Consider the following 22,268-nt stretch of genomic DNA (forward strand, 5'->3'; position numbering starts at 1 on the left):
TCCCCCACCCCCACGCCTTCGCGATCTTGCAGTTTCCGCCCCGGCAAAAGCCACATCAAGCCCACCGCCGCGGCCACAAGTCCATGATCGACGGCGACGAACCGGGCTGAGGTCAGCGGAGGAGGCGGAACAGGAGCAGGTAGACGCAGAACAGCGACGGGGAGACCAGCGCGCAGATCACGAAGCCCAGCGGCACGTACCGCCCGGTCGTGGCCTCACCGCCGGCCAGCGCCGGGCGGCCCCACCGGGCCAGCACGACCTGACCGGCCACGAAGGACAGCAGCGGCACCCCGGCGCAGGACAGCGCCGCCACCAGGTCCAGCCCGGCCACCGGCACCGGCGACCCCACGAGCGCGACCAGCATCAGCAGCGAGCCGACGAGCGCGCAACCGCCGTACACCGCGACCGCCCGGGCCGGCGCCGACCAGGTCGGCAACAGCACCGGCGTGCGGGCCAGCGCGTCGGCCTGCTGCCCGTACCCGTCGGCCTCCCCGGCGAGCCGCTCCGCCGCAGCCAGCTCCGCCGCCGGGTCACCCGCCCGCGGCGCCACACCCGGAGAGGGGTACGCCCCGACGCCCGCCTGCCCCGGCGCGGCGGCTGCGCCGCCGGTCACGCCGTGCCCCGGCCCGGCGCCCGTCCGCCCGCCCGCGTCCTCCCCCCGCCCGGCGCCCGTCCGCCCGCCCGCGTCTGCCGCCTCCGGCGCGGCCGGTCCGGCGGCCACCGCAACCGCCGGTGCCGGCGCCGGTACCGAGGTCATCGGCGTTCCGATCGCCTGGCCCAGCCGGTCCAGGTGCTGCCCCTGGGCGACGAGCCGCTGCCCCAGCTTGTCGACGGCGGCCTGCAGGCCACGGCGGCGCTCCGCCTCGGCCGCGATCTCCCGCTCCCCGCCCCGCTGCCGGGTGGACAACTCCCGCAGCAGCGCCGCGTACTCGTCGAATCCACTCATGGGACATCACTCCCCGCGGCGAACGGCACGATCAGCGCGGTGCGGTGCTCGTGCCGGTCGACGAGCAGCGCGCGGCCCTCGCGCGGCACGTACGCGAGGTCGTGCACGCCGAGGTGCAGGCCCAGGTCGGCGGCGGGCACGTTGAGCGCGACCAGGCCGGTGACGTCGTCGCGCTGCCCGCTGCCGCCCAGGTCGTCGGCGAGCCGGCGCAGCCCGCGCCACCAGCCGAGCACGTGCACCCCGCGCGCGGGCCCCTGGCGCAGCACGGCGCGCAGGTCGTCGTACCCGGAACGGAACGTCGCCGGGTCGGAGGCGGCGAGCGTCGTGGCGGCGGCGTCCACCCCGAACACCACCAGGTAGGTACGCCCGGAGGCCGGGGCGTCACCGGTGGCGGCCTCGGCGAGCTGGGCGCGCAGCGCCTCGGCGGCCAGGCGGCGGACCGGGTGCCCGGCGGCGGCCAGCGTCATGGCCAGGTCGTCGGCGGCGTCGGTGGTGCCGGGCGCCAGCGGCGCGAACAGGAACCGGGCGGTGCCGGGCGCGTGCTGCCGGGCCAGGGACAGCGTGGCCGACCGGAGCACCTCCGCGCCGACGGTGGCGGTGCCGACCACCGCCAGGTGCCGGCCCGGGCTGGCGTCGAGCGCGAACCCGGCCGGGCTGCCGGCGACGTCGACCGCACGGCCCACGAGCGCGTACGGCGGGTCGGCGCCCGGCGTCAGCGCGGTCCAGGCGGAGTCGTCGGTGAGCCGGGGGGTCTCGTGTCCCCGGAAGACCGACGGCGGGCGCGATCCGGCCGGGCGGGCCGCGTGCAGCTCGTGGCGCAGCGCCGCCAGGTCGGCCGAGGCGGCGTGCGCGTCGGGGAACCGCACCTCCGCGTCCGCGCCGGGCGCGCCGGCGGCGGTGTTCACCACTGCCGTGCCGACGGTGAGCCCGCGCGCGGCGTCGTTGCGCGGGTCCAGCACGGCGTCCCCGCCGGGCAGCGCGATCCGCAGCGGGAACTGGCCGAAGATGGCCTCGGCCCGGCCGTAGAGCGCCTCGATGCCGGTGGTGCTCTGGCTGGCCAGCACCAGGTGCAGGCCGTACGAGCGGCCCTTGCGGGCCAGTTCCTCGATCAGGTCGACGGCCTGCCGGGCCAGCGCGTCGTTGCCGGCGAACAGCACGTGGAACTCGTCGATCACGGTGACGATCCGGGGCGGCCGGGCGTTGGGCGGCAGGTCGGCCAGGCGGCTGACCCCGTGCCGCTTGAGCAGGTCGGCGCGGCGGCCCAACTCGGCGCGCAGCTCCCGCAGCACCGCCACGCCGTACTCGCGGTCGGACTCGATGCCCACCGCGTCGGCGTGCGGCAGCCAGGACGGGTCGCGGTCGGTGGGCACGAACTCGGTGAAGCTCACGCCCTCCTTGAAGTCGAGCAGCATCAGCCGCAGCTCGGCCGGGGAGTAGCGGGCGGCCAGCCCGTAGAGCACGTCGAGCAGCAGCACCGTCTTGCCGGCGCCGGTGCGGCCGCCGATCAGCCAGTGCGGCGTGGCGTCGTCGAACGCCACCGCGAGCGGGCGGCGGCCGGCGCGGCCGAGCACGGTACGCAGGCCGGAGGCGGCGGACCCGGCCCAGCGCTGCGCGGGCAGCAGGTCGGCGAACGTGACGACGTCCTGGTCGGCGGTCTCGGCGTACCGGCGGGCCAGCGCGGTCACCGTGGCGTGCGACGGGTCGCCGTCGAGCACCACCGGCGCGGCCAGCCCGCTGCCGTCGGCGCTGAACGGGCGGCCGGGCGGGTCACCGACGAGCGTGTACCGCTCGGTGATCCGCAGGTGGGTGGTGGCGCCCAGCGGCGGCGCGGCGCTCGGCCCGGTGGTCCGGTGACCGGCCAGCAGCACGCAGACCGCAGCGGCCGGGCCGGCGTGGGTGAGCGCGGCGAGCCGGGCCAGCTCCCGGGGCGGCGGCGCGGACGCGGCCACCACCACCAGCAGCTCCCGGTCCTCCGGCGCGGATCGCTGGGCGGTACGCGCGTGCCGCTCGGCCGCGTCGAGCAGCGCGGCCGTCTCCGCCTCGGTGGTCGCCGCCGCCGCGAGCACCCCGGCGTCGTGCAGCGGGCGCAGCGGCAGGAACGCCGCGCCGAAGGCGGCCTGGTCGATGCCGACGACCCGGATCGCGCCGGCCGGAGCGGCGGTCAGCAGCCGCACCACCACCGCCCGCAGCAGCTCGCCGACGCGCGGGTCGCGGGCGTCCTGATCGAGCGCCAGATGCGCGCCCGCCCCCACCGGCACGAGCACCGGGAAAGCGCCGTCGACAGTGGTCGCCGCGCCGAGGCGTACCGGAACGGGGTGGGTCGCGACGCGGGCGGTGCCGGGCACCGCGGCGGCCAGCTCACCGCCGAGGCGGGCCAGCCGCGCGACCAGCTCGGGGCTGCCCACCGGCGCCGGGCCGGCGGCGCCGAGCAGCCGCCGGGCCGCCTCCCAGTGGCGCAGTGCCTGCCGGTGCCGATCGACCGCCTGCCGGTACGCCGCCGCGAGTCTGCCCACCGTCCGCCCTCCGACGTCTTGCGATCGAGGGAACCCTAACGGACGCGCGGCGCAGCGGCACATGGCGCTCCGCACCCGGGGATTCGTCCACTGTTCACCCGGCGGCGGACGGGCGCGCCGCCCACCGTTCCCCCGGCCCCGCTTGCCTTCCTCCAGGCAATCGTGGCGCACAGGAAGGCGACGACGTGACCTCACCTCTTCCCCGGCGGTCCCTGCTGCGCGGCGGCGTGGCCGGCGGGCTCGGCATCGTGGTGGCCGGCAGCCTGGAGGCGATCGCCGGCCCGGCCGCGGCCCGGCCCGCGTGCCGTCCCGCCGTCGGCTACGGCGACCTGGTGCCGGACCCGGCCGGCCTGCTGGCGCTGCCGCCGGGCTTCTCGTACACGGTGGTCGCGCAGGCGGGCGCGACGCTGCTGGAGTCCGGGCAGCCCACCCCCAGCGACGCCGACGGCACCGGCTGCTTCCGCGGCCCGCGCGGCTCGGTGCTGGTGAACAACCACGAGATCGGCGGCGACGAGCCGTACCCGGTGCCGGCGCTGACCGGTCTCACCTACGACCCGGGCGCCCGCGGCGGCACCACCACCATCGAGGTGGACCGGCACGGGCGGCGGCTGCGCGAGTACGTGAGCGTGGCCGGCACGCACAACAACTGCGCCGGTGGCATCACCCCGTGGGGCACGTGGCTGACCTGCGAGGAGACCGAGCAGCGGGCCGGTGGGCGATTCCTGAAGGACCACGGGTACGTCTTCGAGGTCGACCCGCACGACAGGTCCGCCAACACCGACCCGGTGCCGCTGACGTTCCTCGGGCGGTACTCGCACGAGGCGGTCGCGGTCGACCCGTACACGCACTCGATCTACCTGACCGAGGACGCGAGCGGGCCCAACGGCCTGTACTTCCGGTGGACGCCGCCGCCCGGTTTCCGGGCCGGCAAGGGCGCGCTGCGGGCCCTCGCCCAGCGGCCCGACGGCGGCGCCGCCGGCAGCCTCGCCGCGATGCGCTGCCTGCGCGGCGACGACCATGTGACCGACCTGTCCGAGGCCACCACCCCCGGCACCCGCTACCGGGTCGAGTGGGTCGAGGTGCCGGACCGCGACGCGCGCACCGTGTCCGTACGCAAACAGTTCACCGACGCGGAGGTGACCCGCAGCCGCAAGCTGGAGGGCGCCTGGTGGGGCGACGGCGGCGCGTACTTCGTGGCCAGCTACGCCCGGCACGACGACGGCAGCGCCAACGAGCACGACGGGCAGGTGTGGTTCTACGACCCGCGCCGGCAGACCGTCACGCTGAAGACCATCTTCGGGGTGAACACCGACCCGGACGCCGACCACGGCAACTACGACGGGCCGGACAACATCACCGTGTCGCCGTACGGCGGGGTGATCCTGGCCGAGGACGGCGAGGGCGTGTCGCACCTGGTCGGCGTCACCGAGCAGGGCGAGGCGTACCCGCTGGCGCGCAACGAGCTGAACGACAGCGAGTTCACCGGGCCGACGTTCAGCGCGGACGGCAGGACGCTGTTCGCCAACATCCAGTCGCCGGGGTACGTGTTCGCGATCACCGGGCCGTGGGGGCGGCCGGGTAACGGGCACCGCTGACGGGACGGTGAGCGGCCGGCGGTTCTCGCTCGGGAGCCGCCGGCCGAGCAGTGCTGGTCTGCGACAGACGTCCCATTCGACACCGATGCACGGGTCGCCTGGCCAGGCGGATCATCGGTACGCTCTGAGCAGGGCCGAAGAAGGAGGTGTCCCCCGATGGCCAACGCACACGACGTTGCCGCGGCGGTGCTCGCCGAGGTCGGCCGCGTCACGGCGATGAAGCTGGAGAAGCTCGTCTACTACTGCCAGGGGTGGCACCTGGCCCGCACCGGAGCACCGCTGTTCGCCGAGCCGATCGAGGCCTGGCGGGAAGGCCCTGTCGTTCCCCTGCTCTACCGGCAGCACCGCCAGCAGCTCTACGTGTCGGATTGGCCGCTCGGGGATGCCTCCCGGCTCACGGACGCCCAGCTCGACTGTGTCCGCTGGGTCACCCGCGAGTACGGAAAATTCTCGGCGGCCGAGTTGTCGACCATGACGCACAACGAGCTGCCGTGGCGAGCCGCTCGGGGGGCACTGCCCGAGTCCGCCAGTTCCTCCGAACATCTCGACACCGACCTGATGCGGACCTACTACGCGAGGCAGATGGCGAGCACAGAAACGGCTGTCGCCCTGGCCACTGCGAACGCCGCGATCGAGGGCGAGGAGTTCGACGAGGAGTGGCAGGAGCGCCTTCGCGATGTGGCCTCGGGTCTGGTGAGCGCTGAGGACCTGATCGCCGAAGAGATCGCCCGCCTGCGCGGATGACCGATCCGTACTGCTGGCCGGGTACGGATTGCCTGGCCAACGAGTTGGGCCTGAGGGATGCCGCCGCCCTACGCGACGCCGAGTTCCGCCTCGTCTCGATCCGGGACGTGCAGGCCGCTCGGACCATCATCCCTGGCAACTACGGTTTGGGTCACCTCCAGGCGTTCCACCGCCATCTCTTCGGTGACCTGTACAAGTGGGCGGGTCAGACCCGTACGGTCGACATCAGCAAGCCCGGGGCCCGTTTCTGCCACTGGCGGTTCATCGACGACCAGGTGAGTACCGTCCTCACCGGACTGTCCGAGGACGGTTTCCTGCTCGGGTTGAGGCGCGAGGCGTTCGTCGAGTCGCTCGCCCACTACTACGGGGAGCTGAACGTCTGCCATCCGTTCCGGGAAGGCAACGGACGGACCCTGCGCGCCTTCCTGCGCCAGCTCGGCGCCGCGGCCGGCTACCTGCTCGACTGGTCGGAACTCGATGCGGCGGACAACATCGCCGCTTGCATCCAGCACCTGAACACCGGCGAGACGGACCTCCTGACGGCAGCGCTCGATCCCGTCGTCCGGCGGATCAGCTGAGCCACGCTGCTCAGTCATAGATCCTGGAGGATATCTCCTGTGCTGCTTGACGCATGCGTTCGCGCAGCTTGACCCGACGACCGCGAGGCCACTGCTGCTCCACCTGAGCACGTTGCCTCCCCGCGCGAGCGCAGCCCTCGGCGGAGACCGCCATCCCCCGCCGGGCCAGTTCGGCATCGAGATCTTCACCGAGCGTCGGTGCTGGTGTCATCGACGCTCACTGACGCCGATCTCCTTGGCCAGGTCGACGAATCCCTGCCAGGCCGCCGGCGCGAAGGCCAGCGTCGCGCCGGCCCGGTCCTTGGTGTCCCGGACCAGCACGACGCCCGCGAGGTTGTCGGCGACCTCCACACAAGAGCCGCCGTTGTTGCCGCTCTTCGTGCTCTTGCGCCATCGCGCAGCGGTCATGTCCATGATCCTGCCGCTTCCATGATCAGGTCTAGTGACTGGGTTCGGGAGAGGGCCTCGCCCCTGATGCGCTCCCACCTACGGCTGAGCGTAGCAACGGCCGCAGCCTCATTAAGTAGCTGCGCGGACGCCTGGCTGTCGACGTGCGCGACATGTTCACCGGTGGGCAGTTCGGCGAGGATGAAGCCGCCACCGAGCCCCGGATACATGCCGATGTCCCTCGGCACGACGTGTATCTGCACACCGGGCAGGGCTGCGCAGTGGACCAGGTGCTCAAGCTGCTCCCGCATCAGCTCCCGGTCGCCGTAGGCCGACTGATGCAGTACGCCCTCGAAGATGACCGCGACGACCAGAGGCGGCCGGTCCCGACGGAGGATCGCCTGTCGTTCGAGCCGCGAGGCGACCAGCTCATCGATTTCCGCTGCGGTCAGCGCCTCGCCGGTCAGCGTCGCGCGTGCATATGCCTCGGTCTGCAACAGCCCGGGCACCCATGTGTGCTCGAACCAGCGGATCGACACGGCCTCCCGCTCCCAGTCGACCCACTCACGCAGCCACGGCGGTTCACGGCGCTTGAGGACGTCCGGCCAAAGATCCCCGACGTCCCGGCCGAGGAGCGCCGCCACCTGGGCACGTCGCCGAGGCTGCGGAATACGTCCCGGAGAGACCCAACGGGCCGCCGTCTTCGGATCCACGCCGATCTGAGCTGCAAGGCTCTCCGCCGTCTCACCGGCTTCGGCCATCGCCACCTGGAGCGCGTGGTTCATCCTTCCTCCCTCATGGACGTCCCGAACGTCTCGGCACCATACATCAACGCTGTGTATTGGTCCCATAGCTCTCAGCAAAGCTGACCTCCAGGCGACACAGCCGGTGCTCGGACGTCCGGCGGCCACAGGACCAGGGATGTCGGGCGAGCCGCCCGACGCAGCCCCCCTGGCAGGAGAGGAAACTCATGCCCGACAGCAGGCCGAGGGCGGGTCGACGCGACGCAACGGCGAATGACAGCCCGCTCAAGGCGGGAGACCTCCTCTGCCTCGACCGCAGGGCAAGCGTTCAGTTCTTTCGCCCGATCACCGTTCGCGTGATCCGGGAGATCGAGGATCGCCAGCCATACGACGGCTGGGCATGGATCGAGGCGTACGAGTTGAACGCCCGAGGCACCGCAGTCACCAAGCGGGAACTTTTCGTGTATTTGGCTGGTCTGCACCGACTGGAATCAACAACTCGGGAGCGCATGTCCAGCAGCAGCCGCACTTACGCGGCCACGCGGCTGCGAGGGCTGGGGTGAGCACGGGCGCTCGCGCGCATCTGCCTATGCGCCCACTCTGGATCTGCAAACGCTGCGCTTATCCGTGGCCGTGCGCGGAGGCTCGACTCGCACTGCTCGCCGAGTACGCGAACGATCGTGTCGCCCTGTCGATCTACCTGTGTGGGCAGCTCTATGACGCAGCCCACGAGCTACATCGCCTCAACCCGTACGAGGCTCCCAGCCCACAAGTGTTGTTCGCTCGATTCGTCGGCTGGGCACGGCCGCGCCCGCCACTTCCTCCCGTGCCGAGCAGCCCTTGATGCGTCACGTCGACAGACGGCCGGGCGACGAGACGTATCAGGTCACACGGGCCGGCGGGCGCAGGCCGTCCAGCGCGATGGCCAGGACGCGGTCGCGCTGGGCCGGGTCCGGGAACTGGTACGCGGCCAGTCCGCTGATCAGCCGGATCACGTCGTCGAAGCCGGCGTCCGGCCGGGCGGCTCCGGCCTCCTGGGCGCGGCGCAGCAGCGGCTCGCCGGTCGCGTAGATCTCGGTGCGGCAGCTGCGGAACACCTCGGAGTCGTGCACCAGCTCCTCGGCCAGCGCCCGCTTGGTGGCCACGTAGGCGACGAACCGGTGCAGCCAGCCGACGAGGGCGTCCCAGGGCGGCTCGTCGGCCAGGTCGGCGGCGGAGGCGCTGAGCGCGCGCACCTCCTCGACGTAGACCGCCTCGAACAGGTCACGCCGGTGGGGGAAGTTGCGGTAGAGCGTGCCGATGCCCACGCCGGCCCGGCGGGCGATCTCCTCCAGCGACGCGCCCGCGCCGTGCTCGCCGAAGACCTCACGGGCGGCGGCGATGAGCGCGTCGTAGTTGCGGCGGGCGTCGGCCCGTTTCGGGCGGCGGGAGAAGACCTCACCGGGCACGTCGGCGTCGGTCATGACCCGCGTCACCCCTTCCGTCTTGCAACCGGAGGCAACCCTCCGCTAAGTTAATGGAGGCAAGCCTCCGGTTGCTGACCGGAGCCACCCCTCCGGATAGCTTACTCCGGACTTCCGGCCGCCACCGCCGCACGACCGCGCGAGCGGCCACCAGTCTCGTACCGAACGGGGAGTCGTCCCACATGATCCACTCAACCCGGCGCGGCTCGCGCCGGCTCACGTTCCTCGTGCTGGCTGCCGGCACCGGATTCTTCGCGATGCTCCAGTCGCTGATCACGCCGGTGCTGCCCACCATCCAGCACGACCTCCACACCTCGCCCAACACGGTGACCTGGGTCCTCACCGCCTACCTGCTCTCCGCGTCCGTCTTCACGCCGATCATCGGCCGCGTCGGCGACATGGTCGGCAAGGAGAAGACGCTCGTCTTCTCGCTCGCCGCGCTCGCGCTGGGCTGCCTGCTGGCGGCCGTCGCCCCCAGCATCGGCGTGTTGATCGCCGCCCGCGTGGTGCAGGGCATCGGCGGCGCCGTCTTCCCGCTGTCGTTCGGCATCATCCGCGACGAGTTCCCGGCCGCCCGGGTCAGCTCGGCGGTGGCCTCGATCTCCGCGGTCGTCGCAGTCGGCGGCGGGCTGGGCGTGGTGCTGGCCGGGCCGATCGTGGCCACGCTGGGCTACCGGTGGCTGTTCTGGATCCCGCTGGTGGTGGTCGGCCTGACCGCGCTCGCCGCGCACCGGTTCGTGCCGCGCTCGCCGGTACGCACCCCGGGCCGGATCAACTGGCTCAGCGCCGTACTCCTGTCCGGCTGGCTGGTGGCGCTGCTGCTGCCGGTCAGCAAGGGCGCCGCGTGGGGTTGGGGCTCCGGCCGGGTGGTCGGACTGCTGGCGCTGGCCGCGGTGCTCGCGGTCGCCTGGCTGGCGACCGAGGCGCGGGCCGCGAACCCGCTGATCGACCTGCGGATGATGCGCCTACCGGCGGTCTGGACCACGAACCTCGTCGGGTTGCTCTACGGCGCCTCGATGTTCGCCGTCTACGCCTTCCTGCCGCAGTTCGCGCAGATCCCGACCAGCGCCGGCTACGGCTTCGGCGCCAGCATCACCCAGGCCGGGCTGCTGATGCTGCCGATGCTCGTCGGCATGTTCGTGGCCGGCCTGCTGGCCGGACGGCTGCAGTCCCGGTTCAGCGCCAAGGCGCAGCTGAGCACAGGCGCGGTGTTCAACGTCGCGGCCGCCGCCATGCTGACCGTCGCGCACGACACCCGCTGGCAGGTCGGTGTCGCCGGTGGCCTGGTCGGCCTCGGCATCGGGCTGGCGTTCGCCTCGATGGCCAACCTGATCGTGGCGAACGTGCCGGCCGGGCAGACCGGCGCGGCGACCGGCATGAACGCCAACATCCGTACCATCGGCGGCGCGATCGGCGCGGCGCTCGCCAGTGCCGTGATCACTGCGAATCCGCAGCCGAGCGGGCTGCCCCGGGAGGCCGGTTTCACGGCGGGCTTCCTGCTGCTCACCGGCATCTCGGTGGCGGCGGCGCTGGCCGCGCTCGCCGTACCCTCCGGCCGCCGCCGGTGGCCGCGGCGACGGATCGGGCCGGCGGTGCCGGACCTGGCGCCGGCGCCGGAGCTGGTCCCGGCCCGCTGACCCCATGGGGTACGCGGACGGAAGCCCCGCCCGGCGCCGGTGCCGGGCGGGGCTTCGCCGTGCCGGTCAGCCGATGGCGGCGGTCAGCGCCGCCAGGTAGCCGTAGCGGTAGCCGCTGGCGTTCGGGTGGTACGCCTCGATCACGCCGCTGACGTCACGGATCCACGGGTCGGCGGCGCACACGCCGTGCCCGGCGAAGAACGGCCGCGCGTCGACGAACGTGCCCCCGGCCGCGGCGGCCCGGCCGGAGATGACGCCGTTGAGCGTGTCGGCGGCCTGGTTGAGGATGGTGCGCTTGTAGCTGCTCATGGCGAGCAGGCCGCAGGAGCCGGTCTCGAACAGCCGCGGGTAGCCGAGCACCACCAGCCGGGCGTTCGGGGCCCGGTTGCGGATCGCGGTGTACGTGGCGTCGAGCCGGGCGGGCAGCGTCGCGGTGGCGAACGCCTTCGACTCGTTCACAGCGCTCTCGCAGCTCGACGTGCTGCCGAACCGGCAACTGGTCATCACGTCGGCGAAGCCGGCGTCGTTGCCGCCGATGGTGATGGTGACCAGCGTGGTGCTGCTGCTGAGCTGGCCGACCTGGTTGTTGAGCACGTCGGCGGTGACCGCGCCGCCGCAGGCCGGGAACTTGAAGCTGGTGACCGAGTGGGCGGCGGCCCAGAGCGGGGCGTACGACTTCTGGCTGCGCAGGCAGGTGGACAGGTCGTACGGGCCGGCGCCCACTCCGGAGGAGTAGGAGTCGCCGAGAGCGACGTAGTTGACGGTGGCCGCCCGGGCGGCGCCGGGCAGGAGCACGGCGCCGAGGACGGCCGCCAGGACGGCGGCGAACACGGTACGGACGCGACGGGGCATGGCAGAGCCTCCACGGGGCAGGGTGGTGGAGCCCGTTGACCGCGCGAGTGGCCGAGGGATCAGTGCTGTTACTGGTCGGTAATGCTATCGAAACATTTGCCGAAATTGAATAGTCGAGATCGGCCGGACGGGACAGATGCGTTCACATGCGTCGATTAGCTTGGCGGTGACGACACCCGACGGAGGGAGTCCCCCGTGCGACGCGCACTCACGGCGGCCATCGCCGCCCTGACCCTCACCGCGGCCGGCACCACAGTGACCGGCGCGCCCGGCCAGGCCGCCCCGGCCGGATGGGGCCGGCCGCAACCCGCGGCGGCCACCCCGACGCCCGGCAGCCCCGGGCTGGGCGACAGCTACTTCCCCGACTACGGCAACGGCGGCTACGACGTCGGGCACTACGACATCCGGCTACGCTACGAGCCGGCCACCGACCGGCTCACCGGCACCACCACGATCCTGGCCACCGCCACCAAGGACCTGTCCCGGTTCAACCTGGACTTCGTCCTCGCCGTCGAGTCGGTGCGCGTGAACGGCTGGGTCGCCACGTACACCCGGGCCGGCGACCACGAGCTGGTGATCACCCCGGCCCGGCCGCTGACCAAGGGGCAGCAGCTCACCGTCGTGGTGAAGTACGCGGGCGTGCCGTCGCAGACCACGGTCCAGGGCTACACGGCGTGGACCCGTACCGCCGACGGGGCGCTCGCCGTCAACGAGCCCGAGTCGGCCTGGTGGTGGTACCCGAGCAACGACCACCCGAAGGACAAGGCCACCTGGGACATCTCCGTCTCGGTGCCGACCGGCGTCGAGGTGATCAGCAACGGCGTGCAGCCGCGCGACCCGCTGCCCGAGGCCGGCAACCGCACCCGGTGGAGCTGGCGCAGCGTCAAGCCCGGCGCCACGTACCAGGCGTTCCTGGCCATCGGGCAGTACGACATCGTCACCGACGTCGCGCCCAACGGCCAGCCGGTGGTGAACGCGTACAGCACCACGCTCGGCGAGCGCCTGCCCGCCGCGCGGGCCAGCATCGAACGCACCGCCGAGATCGTCGACTGGGAGAGCGGGCTGTTCGGCCCGTACCCGTTCGAGGCGCAGGGCGGCGTGGCCGGGCCGGTCGACGGCATCGGCTTCGCGCTGGAGACGCAGACCCGCCCGGTGTACGGCCCCGGCTTCTGGCGGCGCGGCGCCAACCCGTACGTGGTGGTGCACGAGAACGCCCACCAGTGGTTCGGCGACTCGGTGTCGGTGGCGGACTGGCGGCACATCTGGCTCAACGAGGGCTTCGCCTCGTACGCCGAGTGGCTCTGGTCCGAGGAGCAGGGCGAGGGCACCGCGCAGGAACTGTTCGACTTCACCTACGACAGCTACCCGGCCGACTCCGAGTTCTGGCAGGTGCGCCCCGGCGACCCGGGCCCGAGCGGGATCTTCGACGACGCCGTCTACGACCGGGGCGCGATGGCGCTGCACCAGATCCGGCTCGCCGTCGGCGACGCCGCGTTCTTCCGCATCCTGCGTACCTGGACGGCCAAGCGGCAGTACGCCAACGGCACCGTCGCGCAGTTCCAGGCGCTCGCCGAGCGGATCTCCGGGCGGGACCTCGACGCGGTGTTCACCACCTGGCTGTTCACGCCCGGCCGCCCCGACGTGACCGCCGCCGCGCGGACGACCGCCGCACCGGCGCAGCCGGCCTCGTGGACGAAGATCCGCGCGGCGCACGACCTGCTCGGCCGCTGACCGGGCGCCGGCCGGGCCGCTCCCCCACCACGGGGGCGGCCCGGCCGGCCGGTCAACCGGCGGTCGGCACGGGTGCCGCAGTCGACGCCGTCCAAGGCTGCGCCGCCTCGACCGCGCGGATGTGGCGGTAGGCGAACCAGAGCGGCGGGAACGCGCCGACCGCGAACGAGAGGTCGACGAGCGTCCAGAACCAGGGGATGTCCCGGATCGGACCGCAGATCACCGCCAGCGGCACGATGCCGGCGCAGGCGATCATTCCGACCTGGACCACCCACACGTTGCGGACCGGGTCACGCAGCGGCCCCCAGAACGCCACCGCGAGCACCAGGTGCGCGAAGGCCAGCCAGTCGGTGCCGTACCGCAGGAACGGGTAGTCCTCGCCGGCCGCCACCAGTCCGACGTGGACCCGCTCGATCCAGTCGACCAGCGCCGGAAACTGCCCGGCGAGCGGGTCGGACGCCGCCAGCAGCCAGCGCACCTCGACCTCCAGCGGGAACGCGGTCACCCCGCTGAGGAAGAGCCCCGCCACCACCAGCCAGAGCCAGCGGCGGATGCGCCGCAGGCGTACCTCGACGTCCATGGCCGCAGCCTAACGACGGTCGTCGTGCCGCCGGGGCCCCGTCCGGCATGACCTGGGCCACCCTTCCCGGACGGCCGCGCGGCGGCGGCGGGTGTTAAGAAGGGCCCCCTCCTCTACCTGAGGCGTTAAGAGGGGGCCCTTCCTTTCACCTGGCGGCGAGCGGCTGGCGGGCCGGGTCGACCGGGGCGGGCAGGTCGCCCACCCCGCCCAGGTACGTGTGGATCGCCGCCGCGGCGGCGCGTCCCTCGGCGATCGCCCAGACGATCAGCGAGGCGCCCCGGTGCATGTCACCGGCGACGAAGACGCCGTCGGTGGCCTGCCAGTCCGGGCGGGAGTCGATCGCGCCGCGGCCGTTGCGGGTCACCCCGAACTGCGCCAGCAGCGGCTGCTCCTCGGTGCCCTCGAAGCCGATGGCGAGCAGCACCAGGTCGGCCGGGATCTCGCGCTCGGAGCCGGGCAGCGCGGTGACGATGCGGCGACCGTCCACCTTCTCCACTGTCACCTCGGCGATCCGGACCGCGCGGACCTGGCCGGTGCCGTCGTCCACGAACTCCTGCACGGCGACGGCGAAGACCCGCTCGCCGCCCTCCTCGTGCGCCGGGTAGTTGCGCAGCACCCACGGCCAGGTCGGCCACGGGTCCCGCGCCGCGTCCCGCTCCGTCGGCGGCTCCGGGTAGAGGTCGAGCTGGTGTACGCCGGCCGCGCCCTGCCGGTGCGCCACGCCGAGGCAGTCGGCGGCGGTGTCGCCACCACCGATGATCACCACGTGCTTGCCGGCGGCGTCGATCGGCGTACCGTCGGGCAGCGTCGCGAGGGCGGGCTTCCCGTCCCCGGCGGCGGCCACCACCCGGTTCGCGGCGACCAGGTGCGCCATCGCCTGGTGCACGCCGCGCAGCGCCCGGCCGGGCGTCTCCGGGGTGTCCCGGCCCTGCAACGCGCCGCAGGCAAGCAGCACCGCGTCGTGCTCGGCGCGCAACTGCTCGGCGGTCACGTCGACGCCGACCTCGACGCCGGTGCGGAACCGCACGCCCTCGGCGGTGAGCTGGGCCAGCCGCTTGTCGATGTGCTGCTTCTCCAGCTTGAAGTCGGGGATGCCGTAGCGGAGCAGGCCGCCGATCGCGTCGTCGCGCTCGTACACGGTGACCGTGTGACCGGCGCGGGCGAGCTGCTGCGCGGCGGCCAGCCCGGCCGGGCCGGAGCCGACCACCGCCACCGACCGGCCGGTGGACACGGACGCGGGCCGGGGCCGCAGGCCGTCGCGGGCCACCGCCGCGTCGGCGATCTCCACCTCGACCTGCTTGATGGTGACCGGCTGCTGGCCGCCCAGGCCGAGCACGCAGGCCGCCTCGCACGGCGCCGGGCAGAGCCGGCCGGTGAACTCGGGGAAGTTGTTGGTGGCGTGCAGCGAGTCCACCGCCGCGTCCCAGTTGCCGGTGCGGACCAGGTCGTTCCAGTCCGGGATGCGGTTACCCAGCGGGCAGCCGTCGTGGCAGAACGGGATGCCGCAGTCCATGCACCGGGTGGCCTGCTCGCGGATCAGCTCCTCACCGGCCGGCGGGTACACCTCCCGCCAGTCGGAGATCCGCACCGGCACCGGACGGCGGGCCGGCAGCCGCCGGTCGTAGCGCAGGAAACCGTTCGGGTCAGGCACGAGCCACCTCCTGGGCGACCGCCCGGGGCGCGGGCGGTACCGGCGCGGGCGAGAGGGCGCTCATCACCGCGTCGTCGACGTCTCGGCCGGCGGCTTCGGCGGCCCGCATGATCTCCATGACCCGGCGGTAGTCCCGGGGCACCACCGCGGTGAACTCCTCCACCGCCTGCGGCCAGCGCTTGAGCAGGTCCTCGGCGACCGCCGAGTCCGTCTCGGCGAAGTGCCGCTGGACCAGCTCGTGCAGCCGGTCGCGTTCCTCGTCGCGCAGCGACGACAGGTCGACCAGCTCGGTGTTGACCAGTCGCCGGTCGAGCCGGTGCACGAACGCGGTGCCGCCGGACATGCCGGCGGCGAAGTTGCGCCCGGTCGGCCCGAGCACCACGACGGTGCCGCCGGTCATGTACTCGCAACCGTGGTCGCCGAGGCCCTCGACCACCGCGACCGCGCCGGAGTTGCGGACCGCGAACCGCTCCCCCACCCGGCCGCGCAGGTAGACCTCGCCGCCGGTCGCGCCGTACAGGATGGTGTTGCCGGCGATGATCTGGTCCTCGGCGCGGCGGCCGGGCGCGGCGTCCACGCCGACGAACGGCGCGTCGGCGTCCGGCCGCACCACGAGGCGCCCGCCGGACAGTCCCTTGCCGACGTAGTCGTTGGCGTCGCCGTGCAGGCGCAGCGTGACGCCGCGCGGCAGGAACGCGCCGAACGACTGGCCGGCGGTGCCGCGCAGCAGGAACTCGATCGTGTCGTCGGGCAGGCCGGCGCCGCCGAAGCGGCGGGTCACCTCGCCGCCGAGCATCGCGCCGACGCTGCGGTGCTCGTTGCGCACCTCGACCTCGACCCGGACCGGGGTGCGCTCCCGCAGCGCCGGCCCGGCCAGCTCGATGAGCCGGTTGTCCAGCGCCGCGTCGAGGCCGTGGTCCTGGGCGCGTACGCCCCGGCGGGCCGCGCCCTCGGGCAGCTCGGGCAGGTGCAGCACGCGGCTCAGGTCGAGCCCGTGGCCCTTCCAGTGGTCGATCGCGCCAGCCACGTCGAGCAGCTCGGTGTGCCCGATCGCCTCGTCGATGCTGCGGAAGCCCAGCTCGGCCAGGTAGCCGCGGACCTCCTCGGCGAGGAAGAGGAAGAAGTTCTCCACGAACTCGGGGCGGCCGGTGAAGCGCTCGCGCAGCACCGGGTTCTGGGTGGCGATGCCGACCGGACAGGTGTCCAGGTGGCACACCCGCATCATCACGCAGCCCTCGACGATCAGCGGGGCGGTGGCGAAGCCGAACTCCTCGGCGCCGAGCAGCGCCGCGATCAGCACGTCCCGGCCGGTCTTGAGCTGGCCGTCGACCTGCACCGTCACCCGGTCGCGCAGCTTGTTCAGCAACAGCGTCTGCTGTGCCTCGGCCAGGCCCAGCTCCCACGGCGTGCCGGCGTGCTTGAGCGAGTTGAGCGGGGACGCGCCGGTGCCGCCGTCGTGGCCGGAGATCAGGATGACGTCGGCCTTGAGCTTGGCCACGCCCGCCGCGACGGTGCCCACGCCGACCTCGCTGACCAGCTTGACGTGCACCCGGGCGGCCGGGTTGACGCACTTCAGGTCGTGGACGAGCTGGGCCAGGTCCTCGATGGAGTAGATGTCGTGGTGCGGCGGCGGGGAGATCAGGCCGACACCGGGGGTGGCGTGCCGGGTCCGGGCGATCCACGGCCAGACCTTGTTGCCGGGTAGCTGCCCGCCCTCGCCGGGCTTCGCGCCCTGCGCCATCTTGATCTGGAGGTCGTCGGCGTTGACGAGGTATTCACTGGTCACGCCGAAGCGGCCGCTGGCGATCTGCTTGACCGCGGAGCGCCGCGCCGGGTCGTGCAGCCGCTCGACGTCCTCGCCGCCCTCGCCGGTGTTGGACTTGCCGCCGAGCCGGTTCATCGCGATGGCGAGCGTCTCGTGCGCCTCCGCCGAGATCGACCCGTACGACATGGCGCCGGTGGCGAAGCGCTTGACGATCTCGCTGGCCGGCTCGACCTCGTCCAGCGGCACCGCCGGTCGTACGCCGGTGCGCAGCGTGAACAGCCCGCGCAGCGAGCCGGCCTGCGCGGCCAGCTCGTCGACCTTCGCGGTGTACTGCCGGAACACGTCGTACTGGCGGCTGCGGGTGGCGTGCTGGAGCAGGAAGACGGTCTCCGGGTTGAACAGGTGCAGCTCGCCCTCGCGGCGCCACTGGTACTCGCCGCCGACCTCCAGCCGGTCCGTGGCCTGCACGCCGGGCGCCGGCCAGGCCCGCGCGTGCCGGGCCGCCACCTCGGCGTGGATCTCGGCCAGCCCGATGCCGCCGATGGTGCTCGGCGTGCCCCGGAAGTACCTGTCGACCAGACGGGTCTCCAGGCCGACCGCCTCGAAGACCTGCGCGCCGCAGTACGAGGACACGGTCGAGATGCCCATCTTGGACATGATCTTCAGGACGCCCTTGCCGAGCGCCTTGACGTAGTTGCGGACCGCCTTCACCCGGTCGACGCCGGCCAGCACGCCGGTGGAGATCATGTCCTCGACCGACTCGAAGGCCAGGTACGGGTTGACCGCCGCCGCGCCGTACCCGATCAGCACCGCCGCGTGGTGCACCTCACGGCAGTCGCCGGACTCGACGATCAGCGCGACCTGGGTGCGGGTCTGCTCGCGTACCAGGTGCTGGTGCACCGCGGCGGTGAGCAGCAGCGACGGGATCGGGGCCAGGTCGGCGTTGGAGTCCCGGTCGGAGAGCACCAGGATGCGTACGCCGTCCTCGATCGCCTCGGAGACGTGCCGGCAGATCTCGGTCAGCCGGGCCTTGATGCCGGCGCCGCCGTCGCGCAGGCGGTAGAGACCGGAGACCCGGACCGCCTTGAAGCCGGGCAGGTCGCCGTCCTCGTCGATGGAGAGGATCTTGGCCAGCTCGTCGTTGTCGATCACCGGGTACGGCAGCACGATCTGCCGGCAGCTCGCCGGACCCGGGTCGAGCAGGTTGCCCTCCGGCCCGATGGTGGACGCCAGGCTGGTCACCAGCTCCTCCCGGATGGCGTCCAGCGGCGGGTTGGTGACCTGCGCGAAGAGCTGATGGAAGTAGTCGTAGAGCAGCCGCGGCCGGGTGGACAGCGGGGCGATGGGCGTGTCGGTGCCCATCGAGCCGATCGGCTCCGCGCCGCTGCGGGCCATCGGGCCGAGCAGGATCTTCAGCTCCTCCTCGGTGTAGCCGAACACCTGCTGGCGGCGGCGTACCGAGTCGTGGGTGTAGACGATGTGCTCGCGGGCCGGCAGGTCGTCCAGCTCGATCAGGCCCGCGTGCAGCCACTCCTGGTACGGCTGCTCGGCGGCCAGCTCGGTCTTGATCTCGTCGTCGGAGACGATCCGGCCGTTGACGGTGTCGACCAGGAACATCCGGCCCGGCTGGAGCCGGCCCTTGGCGATCACGGTGGACGGGTCCAGGTCGAGCACGCCCGCCTCGCTGCCTAGCACCACCAGCCCGTCGGCGGTGTGCCACCAGCGGCCCGGGCGCAGCCCGTTGCGGTCGAGCACCGCGCCGACGATCTCGCCGTCGGTGAAGGCGACCGAGGCCGGGCCGTCCCACGGCTCCATCAGGCTGGCGTGGAAGCGGTAGAAGGCGCGCTTGTCGGCGCGCATGTCCGGGTCGTTCTCCCACGCCTCGGGGATCATCATGAGCACCGCGTGCGGCAGGCTCCGCCCGGCCAGGTGCAGCAGCTCCAGGACCTCGTCGAAGTTCGCCGAGTCGGACGCGGCCGGGGTGCACACCGGGAAGACCCGGCGGATGTTGCCGGGCAGGTTCGGGCTGCGCAGCAGCGCCTCGCGAGCCTGCATCCAGTTGCGGTTGCCGCGAATCGTGTTGATCTCGCCGTTGTGCGCGATGAACCGGTACGGGTGCGCCAGCGGCCAGGACGGGAACGTGTTCGTGGAGAAGCGCGAGTGCACCAGCGCGATGGCGCTGACCACCCGCTCGTCGGTCAGCTCCGGGTAGAACTCCGGAAGCTGGTCCGGGGTGAGCATGCCCTTCCACACCATGGTGCGGCCGGACAGCGACGGGAAGTACGCCGGCACGCCCCGCTCGGCGGTCTCCCGCTCGACCTGCTTGCGCAGGCAGAACGCCACCCGGTCCAGGTCCAGCCCGGTCAGCGGGGAGCCGGCCGGGCCGGCGGGTGAGTCGGTCAGCCGGCGCGCGGCCACGAAGAGCTGCCGGACCCGGGGCATCGCCGCGAGCGCCGTCTCGCCCAGGCCGGACGGGTCGGTCGGCACCTCGCGCCAGCCGAGCACGTCGGCGCCCTCGACCAGCGCGTACTTGTCGACCACCTGGCGGGCACGGGTCTCGGCCGCGTCGTCGTCGGGCAGGAACACCAGGCCGGTGGCGTACTGGCCGGCCGGGGGCAGCGGGAAGTCGACGGTGGCGCGCAGGAACGCGTCCGGCACCTGGATCATGATGCCGGCGCCGTCCCCGGTGTTGTGCTCCGCGCCCCGGGCGCCCCGGTGGTCCAGCCGGCACAGCGCCCCGAGGCCGTTCGCGACGACCTGGTGCGAGCGCCGCCCGTGCAGGTCGGCCACGAAGGCCACACCGCAGGCGTCATGCTCGTACGCGGGGTCGTAGAGCCCGGTCGCCGGTGGGGCCGACTGCGGGCTGTGAGGGTACGGAAAGGCCACCGGGCCTCCTGTCGTCACTCAGGATGGATCATGATGGGGACGACGTCGGCCCTCTGCGGTTTATTGAGTCTACGTTAGGGCTTCCGGCGCAAGGCCAGTTCAGATTGATCACACTTCCAGATGCTGGGACATGTAGTCTCGCGCGGTGGATCTCGCACGCGCTGACGTACTCGACCGGTTGGAGCGGTTCTACGACGCGGTGCCCCGCGACGGGGCCCGGACCGAGGAGTACGGCGCCCTGGTGCTCTTCGTCCGGGAAGGCGCCGGATGGCCGTTCTACGCCCGGCCCCGGCTCGACGCCACCGAGCACCCCACCCTCGCCGATGTCAACGCGGTACGCACCCGGCAGCAGGAACTGGGCCTGCCGGAGGCGTTCGAATGGGTGCACGAGCACCAACCGGAGCTGCTGGCGGTGGCCCGCTCGGCCGGGCTGAGCGTGCTGGAGGCGCCGCTGATGCTGCTGGAACCGGAGCGCCTGCCCGAACCGGGAACGTTCAGCGACGTACCGGTGCGGGTGCTGGACCCCGGCGACGCGGGCTTCGCCGCGGACATCGCGCTGCGGCGGGCCGTCGCCGCGGTCGGCTTCGCCAACGGCGGCACCGCGCGCGGCGAGGCCGGACCGGCCGAGCGGGACGCCACCGTCTCCGGGCTGGACGTGGCCGCGCTGGAGGAGGAGGCGACCCGGGTCGCCGACGGCCGGCGCATCTCCGTGCTCGCCGCCACGCCCGAGGAAGGCGCGCTCGCCGGCGGCATGGCCATGCGGGTCGGCGACGTGGCGGAGATCGCCGGGGTGGCCACGCTGCCGTCCGCGCGGCGGCGCGGCCTCGGCGCGGCGGTGACCGCCACCCTCGCTCGGGAACTGCGGGCCGCCGGCACCGACCTGATCTTCCTCAGCGCCGGCAGCGAGGACATCGCCCGGGTCTACCTACGGGTCGGGTTCCGCCGGATCGGCACCGCCTGCATCGCCGAGCCCGCCGCCGTCATCTGAGGCCGCCGCGGCGGAGGTCAGGACGGCGGCTGCCAGGCGGCGGCCGCCGCGGCGGCCGTGTTACGCAGGCGCGGGCTGATCGTGCCGAGGGCGGCGTCGCGGGCGCGCAGCGCCAGCCGGCCCCGGGCCTGCAGGACCGCCGACATCCGCCGGGTCTGCCGGACCATCGTGGCCGCGCGGGGCCGGCGCAGCCTGTCGTACGCGGTCACCGCGTCCGGCAGCCGCGACTCCCGTAGCAGTCCGGCCAGCGTCGCCGCGTCCTCGAACGCCAGGCAGGCGCCCTGGCCGAGGTGCGGCGGCATGGCGTGCGCGGCGTCGCCGAGCAGCACCACGCCGCCCGGCCCGGCCGGGAAGCCGTACGCCTTCGGCAGCGGACGCAGCTCGCGGATCTCCTGCTGCACCACGTCGTCCGGGTCGGTCGCGTCCAGCAGCGTGCCGATCGGCGCGGGCCAGCCGGCGAACCAGCGCTTGAGCAGGGCGAGCTGGACCTCCGGCGGCTCCGGGCGGGGCGCGCCCGCCGCCGTGGCCACCCAGTAGACGCCGCCCCGGCGGGACGCCCCGGCGTTGCCCCGCTCGCCGAGCGAGGCGGCCAGGAACCGGTAGCCGGCGCCCAGCGTCTCCCCCTGCAGCGGCTGGTCGTCGGGCAGTTGCGGGGCCCGGTACCAGGGGATGACCGCCCGCCACGCGGCGCACCCGGAGCTGACCACCGAGGTCTCCGGCGCCAACTGCCGGCGGATCTCGCTGTCGGTGCCGTCGGCGGCCACCACCAGGTCCGCCTCGTAGGTGTGCCGGCCGTCGCCCACCGCCGGGCGCTCACCGGACGCGGCGCGCACCGTCCGCACGCTCACGCCGGTACGCAGCTCGACCCGGTCACCCAGGCCGGCGATGAGCGCGTCGTGCAGGTCCTCCCGGTGCACCACCACCGGCATCCGCTCGGCCGGGGTGGACCGGGCCTGCACCAGCCAGTGCCCGTCCGGGCGGCGCACGCCGCCGTCGGGCAGCGGGGTGGCGATCGCGTCCAGCCCGTCGCCCAGCCCGAGGGAGCGCAGCGCGCGTACCCCGTTGGGCCAGAGCACCACGGCGGTCGCCTCCGGCCGGACCCGGTCGGCGCGTTCCAGCAGCGTGACCTGCCATCCCGAGCGGGCCAGCACGCCGGCCACCGCCATCCCGCCGAGGCCGGCGCCGACCACCACCGCGCTGCGCATGACT

Annotated in this window: 18 protein-coding genes; 8 read left to right on the top strand and 10 right to left on the bottom strand. The window is 73.4% G+C overall.

The genetic code is table 11. The annotated features are described in order from the left end of the window. Positions 1–112: 112 nt before the first annotated feature. Complete coding sequence (locus tag J3R08_RS22080; protein ID WP_209962655.1) at positions 113–946, bottom strand: hypothetical protein; 834 nt, start codon at positions 944–946, stop codon at positions 113–115. Then, complete coding sequence (locus J3R08_RS22085) at positions 943–3,459, bottom strand: FtsK/SpoIIIE domain-containing protein (protein ID WP_209962657.1); 2,517 nt, start codon at positions 3,457–3,459, stop codon at positions 943–945. The genes J3R08_RS22080 and J3R08_RS22085 overlap by 4 nt, the downstream gene beginning before the upstream one ends. Positions 3,460–3,644: 185 nt before the next feature. On the opposite strand from J3R08_RS22085, the gene J3R08_RS22090 reads away from it, so the two are divergent. The 3 genes from J3R08_RS22090 (at position 3,645) to J3R08_RS22100 (ending at position 6,376) form a co-directional block, all read left to right on the top strand. Further along, entirely contained in the window at positions 3,645–5,054 is a 1,410-nt protein-coding gene (locus J3R08_RS22090) for an alkaline phosphatase PhoX (RefSeq protein ID WP_209962659.1), read from the top strand. A 156-nt stretch (positions 5,055–5,210) separates the two neighbouring features. Further along, entirely contained in the window at positions 5,211–5,798 is a 588-nt protein-coding gene (locus tag J3R08_RS22095) for a Panacea domain-containing protein (protein WP_043329544.1), read from the top strand. Next, positions 5,795–6,376, top strand: coding sequence for a Fic family protein (locus tag J3R08_RS22100; RefSeq protein WP_209962661.1), 582 nt, complete (start codon positions 5,795–5,797; stop codon positions 6,374–6,376). The genes J3R08_RS22095 and J3R08_RS22100 overlap by 4 nt, the downstream gene beginning before the upstream one ends. Positions 6,377–6,583: 207 nt before the next feature. Here J3R08_RS22100 and J3R08_RS22105 read toward each other — a convergent pair whose 3' ends face one another. Then, complete coding sequence (locus J3R08_RS22105; protein ID WP_082930880.1) at positions 6,584–6,790, bottom strand: DUF397 domain-containing protein; 207 nt, start codon at positions 6,788–6,790, stop codon at positions 6,584–6,586. Continuing rightward, on the bottom strand, positions 6,781–7,548 hold the full coding sequence (locus J3R08_RS22110; RefSeq protein ID WP_209962663.1) for a Scr1 family TA system antitoxin-like transcriptional regulator: 768 nt from the start codon (positions 7,546–7,548) through the stop codon (positions 6,781–6,783). The genes J3R08_RS22105 and J3R08_RS22110 overlap by 10 nt, the downstream gene beginning before the upstream one ends. 185 nt (positions 7,549–7,733) lie before the next feature. Between J3R08_RS22110 and J3R08_RS22115 the strand changes: the two genes are divergently transcribed. Together J3R08_RS22115 and J3R08_RS32190 are read left to right on the top strand one after the other, a co-directional pair. After that, complete coding sequence (locus tag J3R08_RS22115; protein WP_209962665.1) at positions 7,734–8,069, top strand: hypothetical protein; 336 nt, start codon at positions 7,734–7,736, stop codon at positions 8,067–8,069. Between the two features lie 26 nt (positions 8,070–8,095). Continuing rightward, positions 8,096–8,350, top strand: coding sequence for a hypothetical protein (locus J3R08_RS32190; protein ID WP_082930966.1), 255 nt, complete (start codon positions 8,096–8,098; stop codon positions 8,348–8,350). 37 nt (positions 8,351–8,387) lie between these two features. Here J3R08_RS32190 and J3R08_RS22120 read toward each other — a convergent pair whose 3' ends face one another. Beyond that, the gene (locus J3R08_RS22120) at positions 8,388–8,969 is read right to left on the bottom strand and encodes a TetR/AcrR family transcriptional regulator (RefSeq protein WP_043331116.1); all 582 of its coding nucleotides are present in this window, start codon (positions 8,967–8,969) and stop codon (positions 8,388–8,390) included. A 182-nt stretch (positions 8,970–9,151) separates the two neighbouring features. Between J3R08_RS22120 and J3R08_RS22125 the strand changes: the two genes are divergently transcribed. Further along, positions 9,152–10,606 carry an MFS transporter gene (locus J3R08_RS22125; RefSeq protein WP_069089051.1) on the top strand — a complete coding sequence of 485 codons (1,455 nt, stop codon included), beginning with the start codon at positions 9,152–9,154 and terminating at the stop codon, positions 10,604–10,606. Positions 10,607–10,672: 66 nt separating this feature from the next. On the opposite strand, the gene J3R08_RS22130 is transcribed toward J3R08_RS22125, so the two are convergent. Further along, positions 10,673–11,458 carry an SGNH/GDSL hydrolase family protein gene (locus J3R08_RS22130; protein ID WP_043329537.1) on the bottom strand — a complete coding sequence of 262 codons (786 nt, stop codon included), beginning with the start codon at positions 11,456–11,458 and terminating at the stop codon, positions 10,673–10,675. 195 nt (positions 11,459–11,653) lie between these two features. Here J3R08_RS22130 and J3R08_RS22135 point away from each other — a divergent pair, with 195 nt between their 5' ends. Beyond that, complete coding sequence (locus J3R08_RS22135) at positions 11,654–13,189, top strand: M1 family metallopeptidase (protein ID WP_166456887.1); 1,536 nt, start codon at positions 11,654–11,656, stop codon at positions 13,187–13,189. A 52-nt stretch (positions 13,190–13,241) separates the two neighbouring features. Here the strand turns inward: J3R08_RS22135 and J3R08_RS22140 are convergent, their stop codons facing one another. From J3R08_RS22140 to gltB, 3 genes are all read right to left on the bottom strand, one after another. Beyond that, positions 13,242–13,769, bottom strand: a complete 528-nt coding sequence (locus tag J3R08_RS22140; protein ID WP_043329534.1) for a hypothetical protein — start codon at positions 13,767–13,769, stop codon at positions 13,242–13,244. Between the two features lie 145 nt (positions 13,770–13,914). Then, positions 13,915–15,420 carry a glutamate synthase subunit beta gene (locus J3R08_RS22145; protein ID WP_209962667.1) on the bottom strand — a complete coding sequence of 502 codons (1,506 nt, stop codon included), beginning with the start codon at positions 15,418–15,420 and terminating at the stop codon, positions 13,915–13,917. Then, on the bottom strand, positions 15,413–20,071 hold the full coding sequence (gltB, locus tag J3R08_RS22150; protein ID WP_209962669.1) for a glutamate synthase large subunit: 4,659 nt from the start codon (positions 20,069–20,071) through the stop codon (positions 15,413–15,415). Before gltB ends, J3R08_RS22145 begins: the two co-directional genes overlap by 8 nt. Before the next feature lie 145 nt (positions 20,072–20,216). On the opposite strand from gltB, the gene J3R08_RS22155 reads away from it, so the two are divergent. Beyond that, the gene (locus J3R08_RS22155) at positions 20,217–21,059 is read left to right on the top strand and encodes a GNAT family N-acetyltransferase (protein ID WP_043329528.1); all 843 of its coding nucleotides are present in this window, start codon (positions 20,217–20,219) and stop codon (positions 21,057–21,059) included. Between the two features lie 17 nt (positions 21,060–21,076). On the opposite strand, the gene J3R08_RS22160 is transcribed toward J3R08_RS22155, so the two are convergent. Next, on the bottom strand, positions 21,077–22,264 hold the full coding sequence (locus tag J3R08_RS22160) for an NAD(P)/FAD-dependent oxidoreductase (RefSeq protein ID WP_209962671.1): 1,188 nt from the start codon (positions 22,262–22,264) through the stop codon (positions 21,077–21,079). Positions 22,265–22,268: the final 4 nt, after the last annotated feature.

It is taken from the genome of Micromonospora sp. HB375, from assembly GCF_017872985.1.
Classification (GTDB): Bacteria; Actinomycetota; Actinomycetes; order Mycobacteriales; family Micromonosporaceae; genus Micromonospora; species Micromonospora chalcea.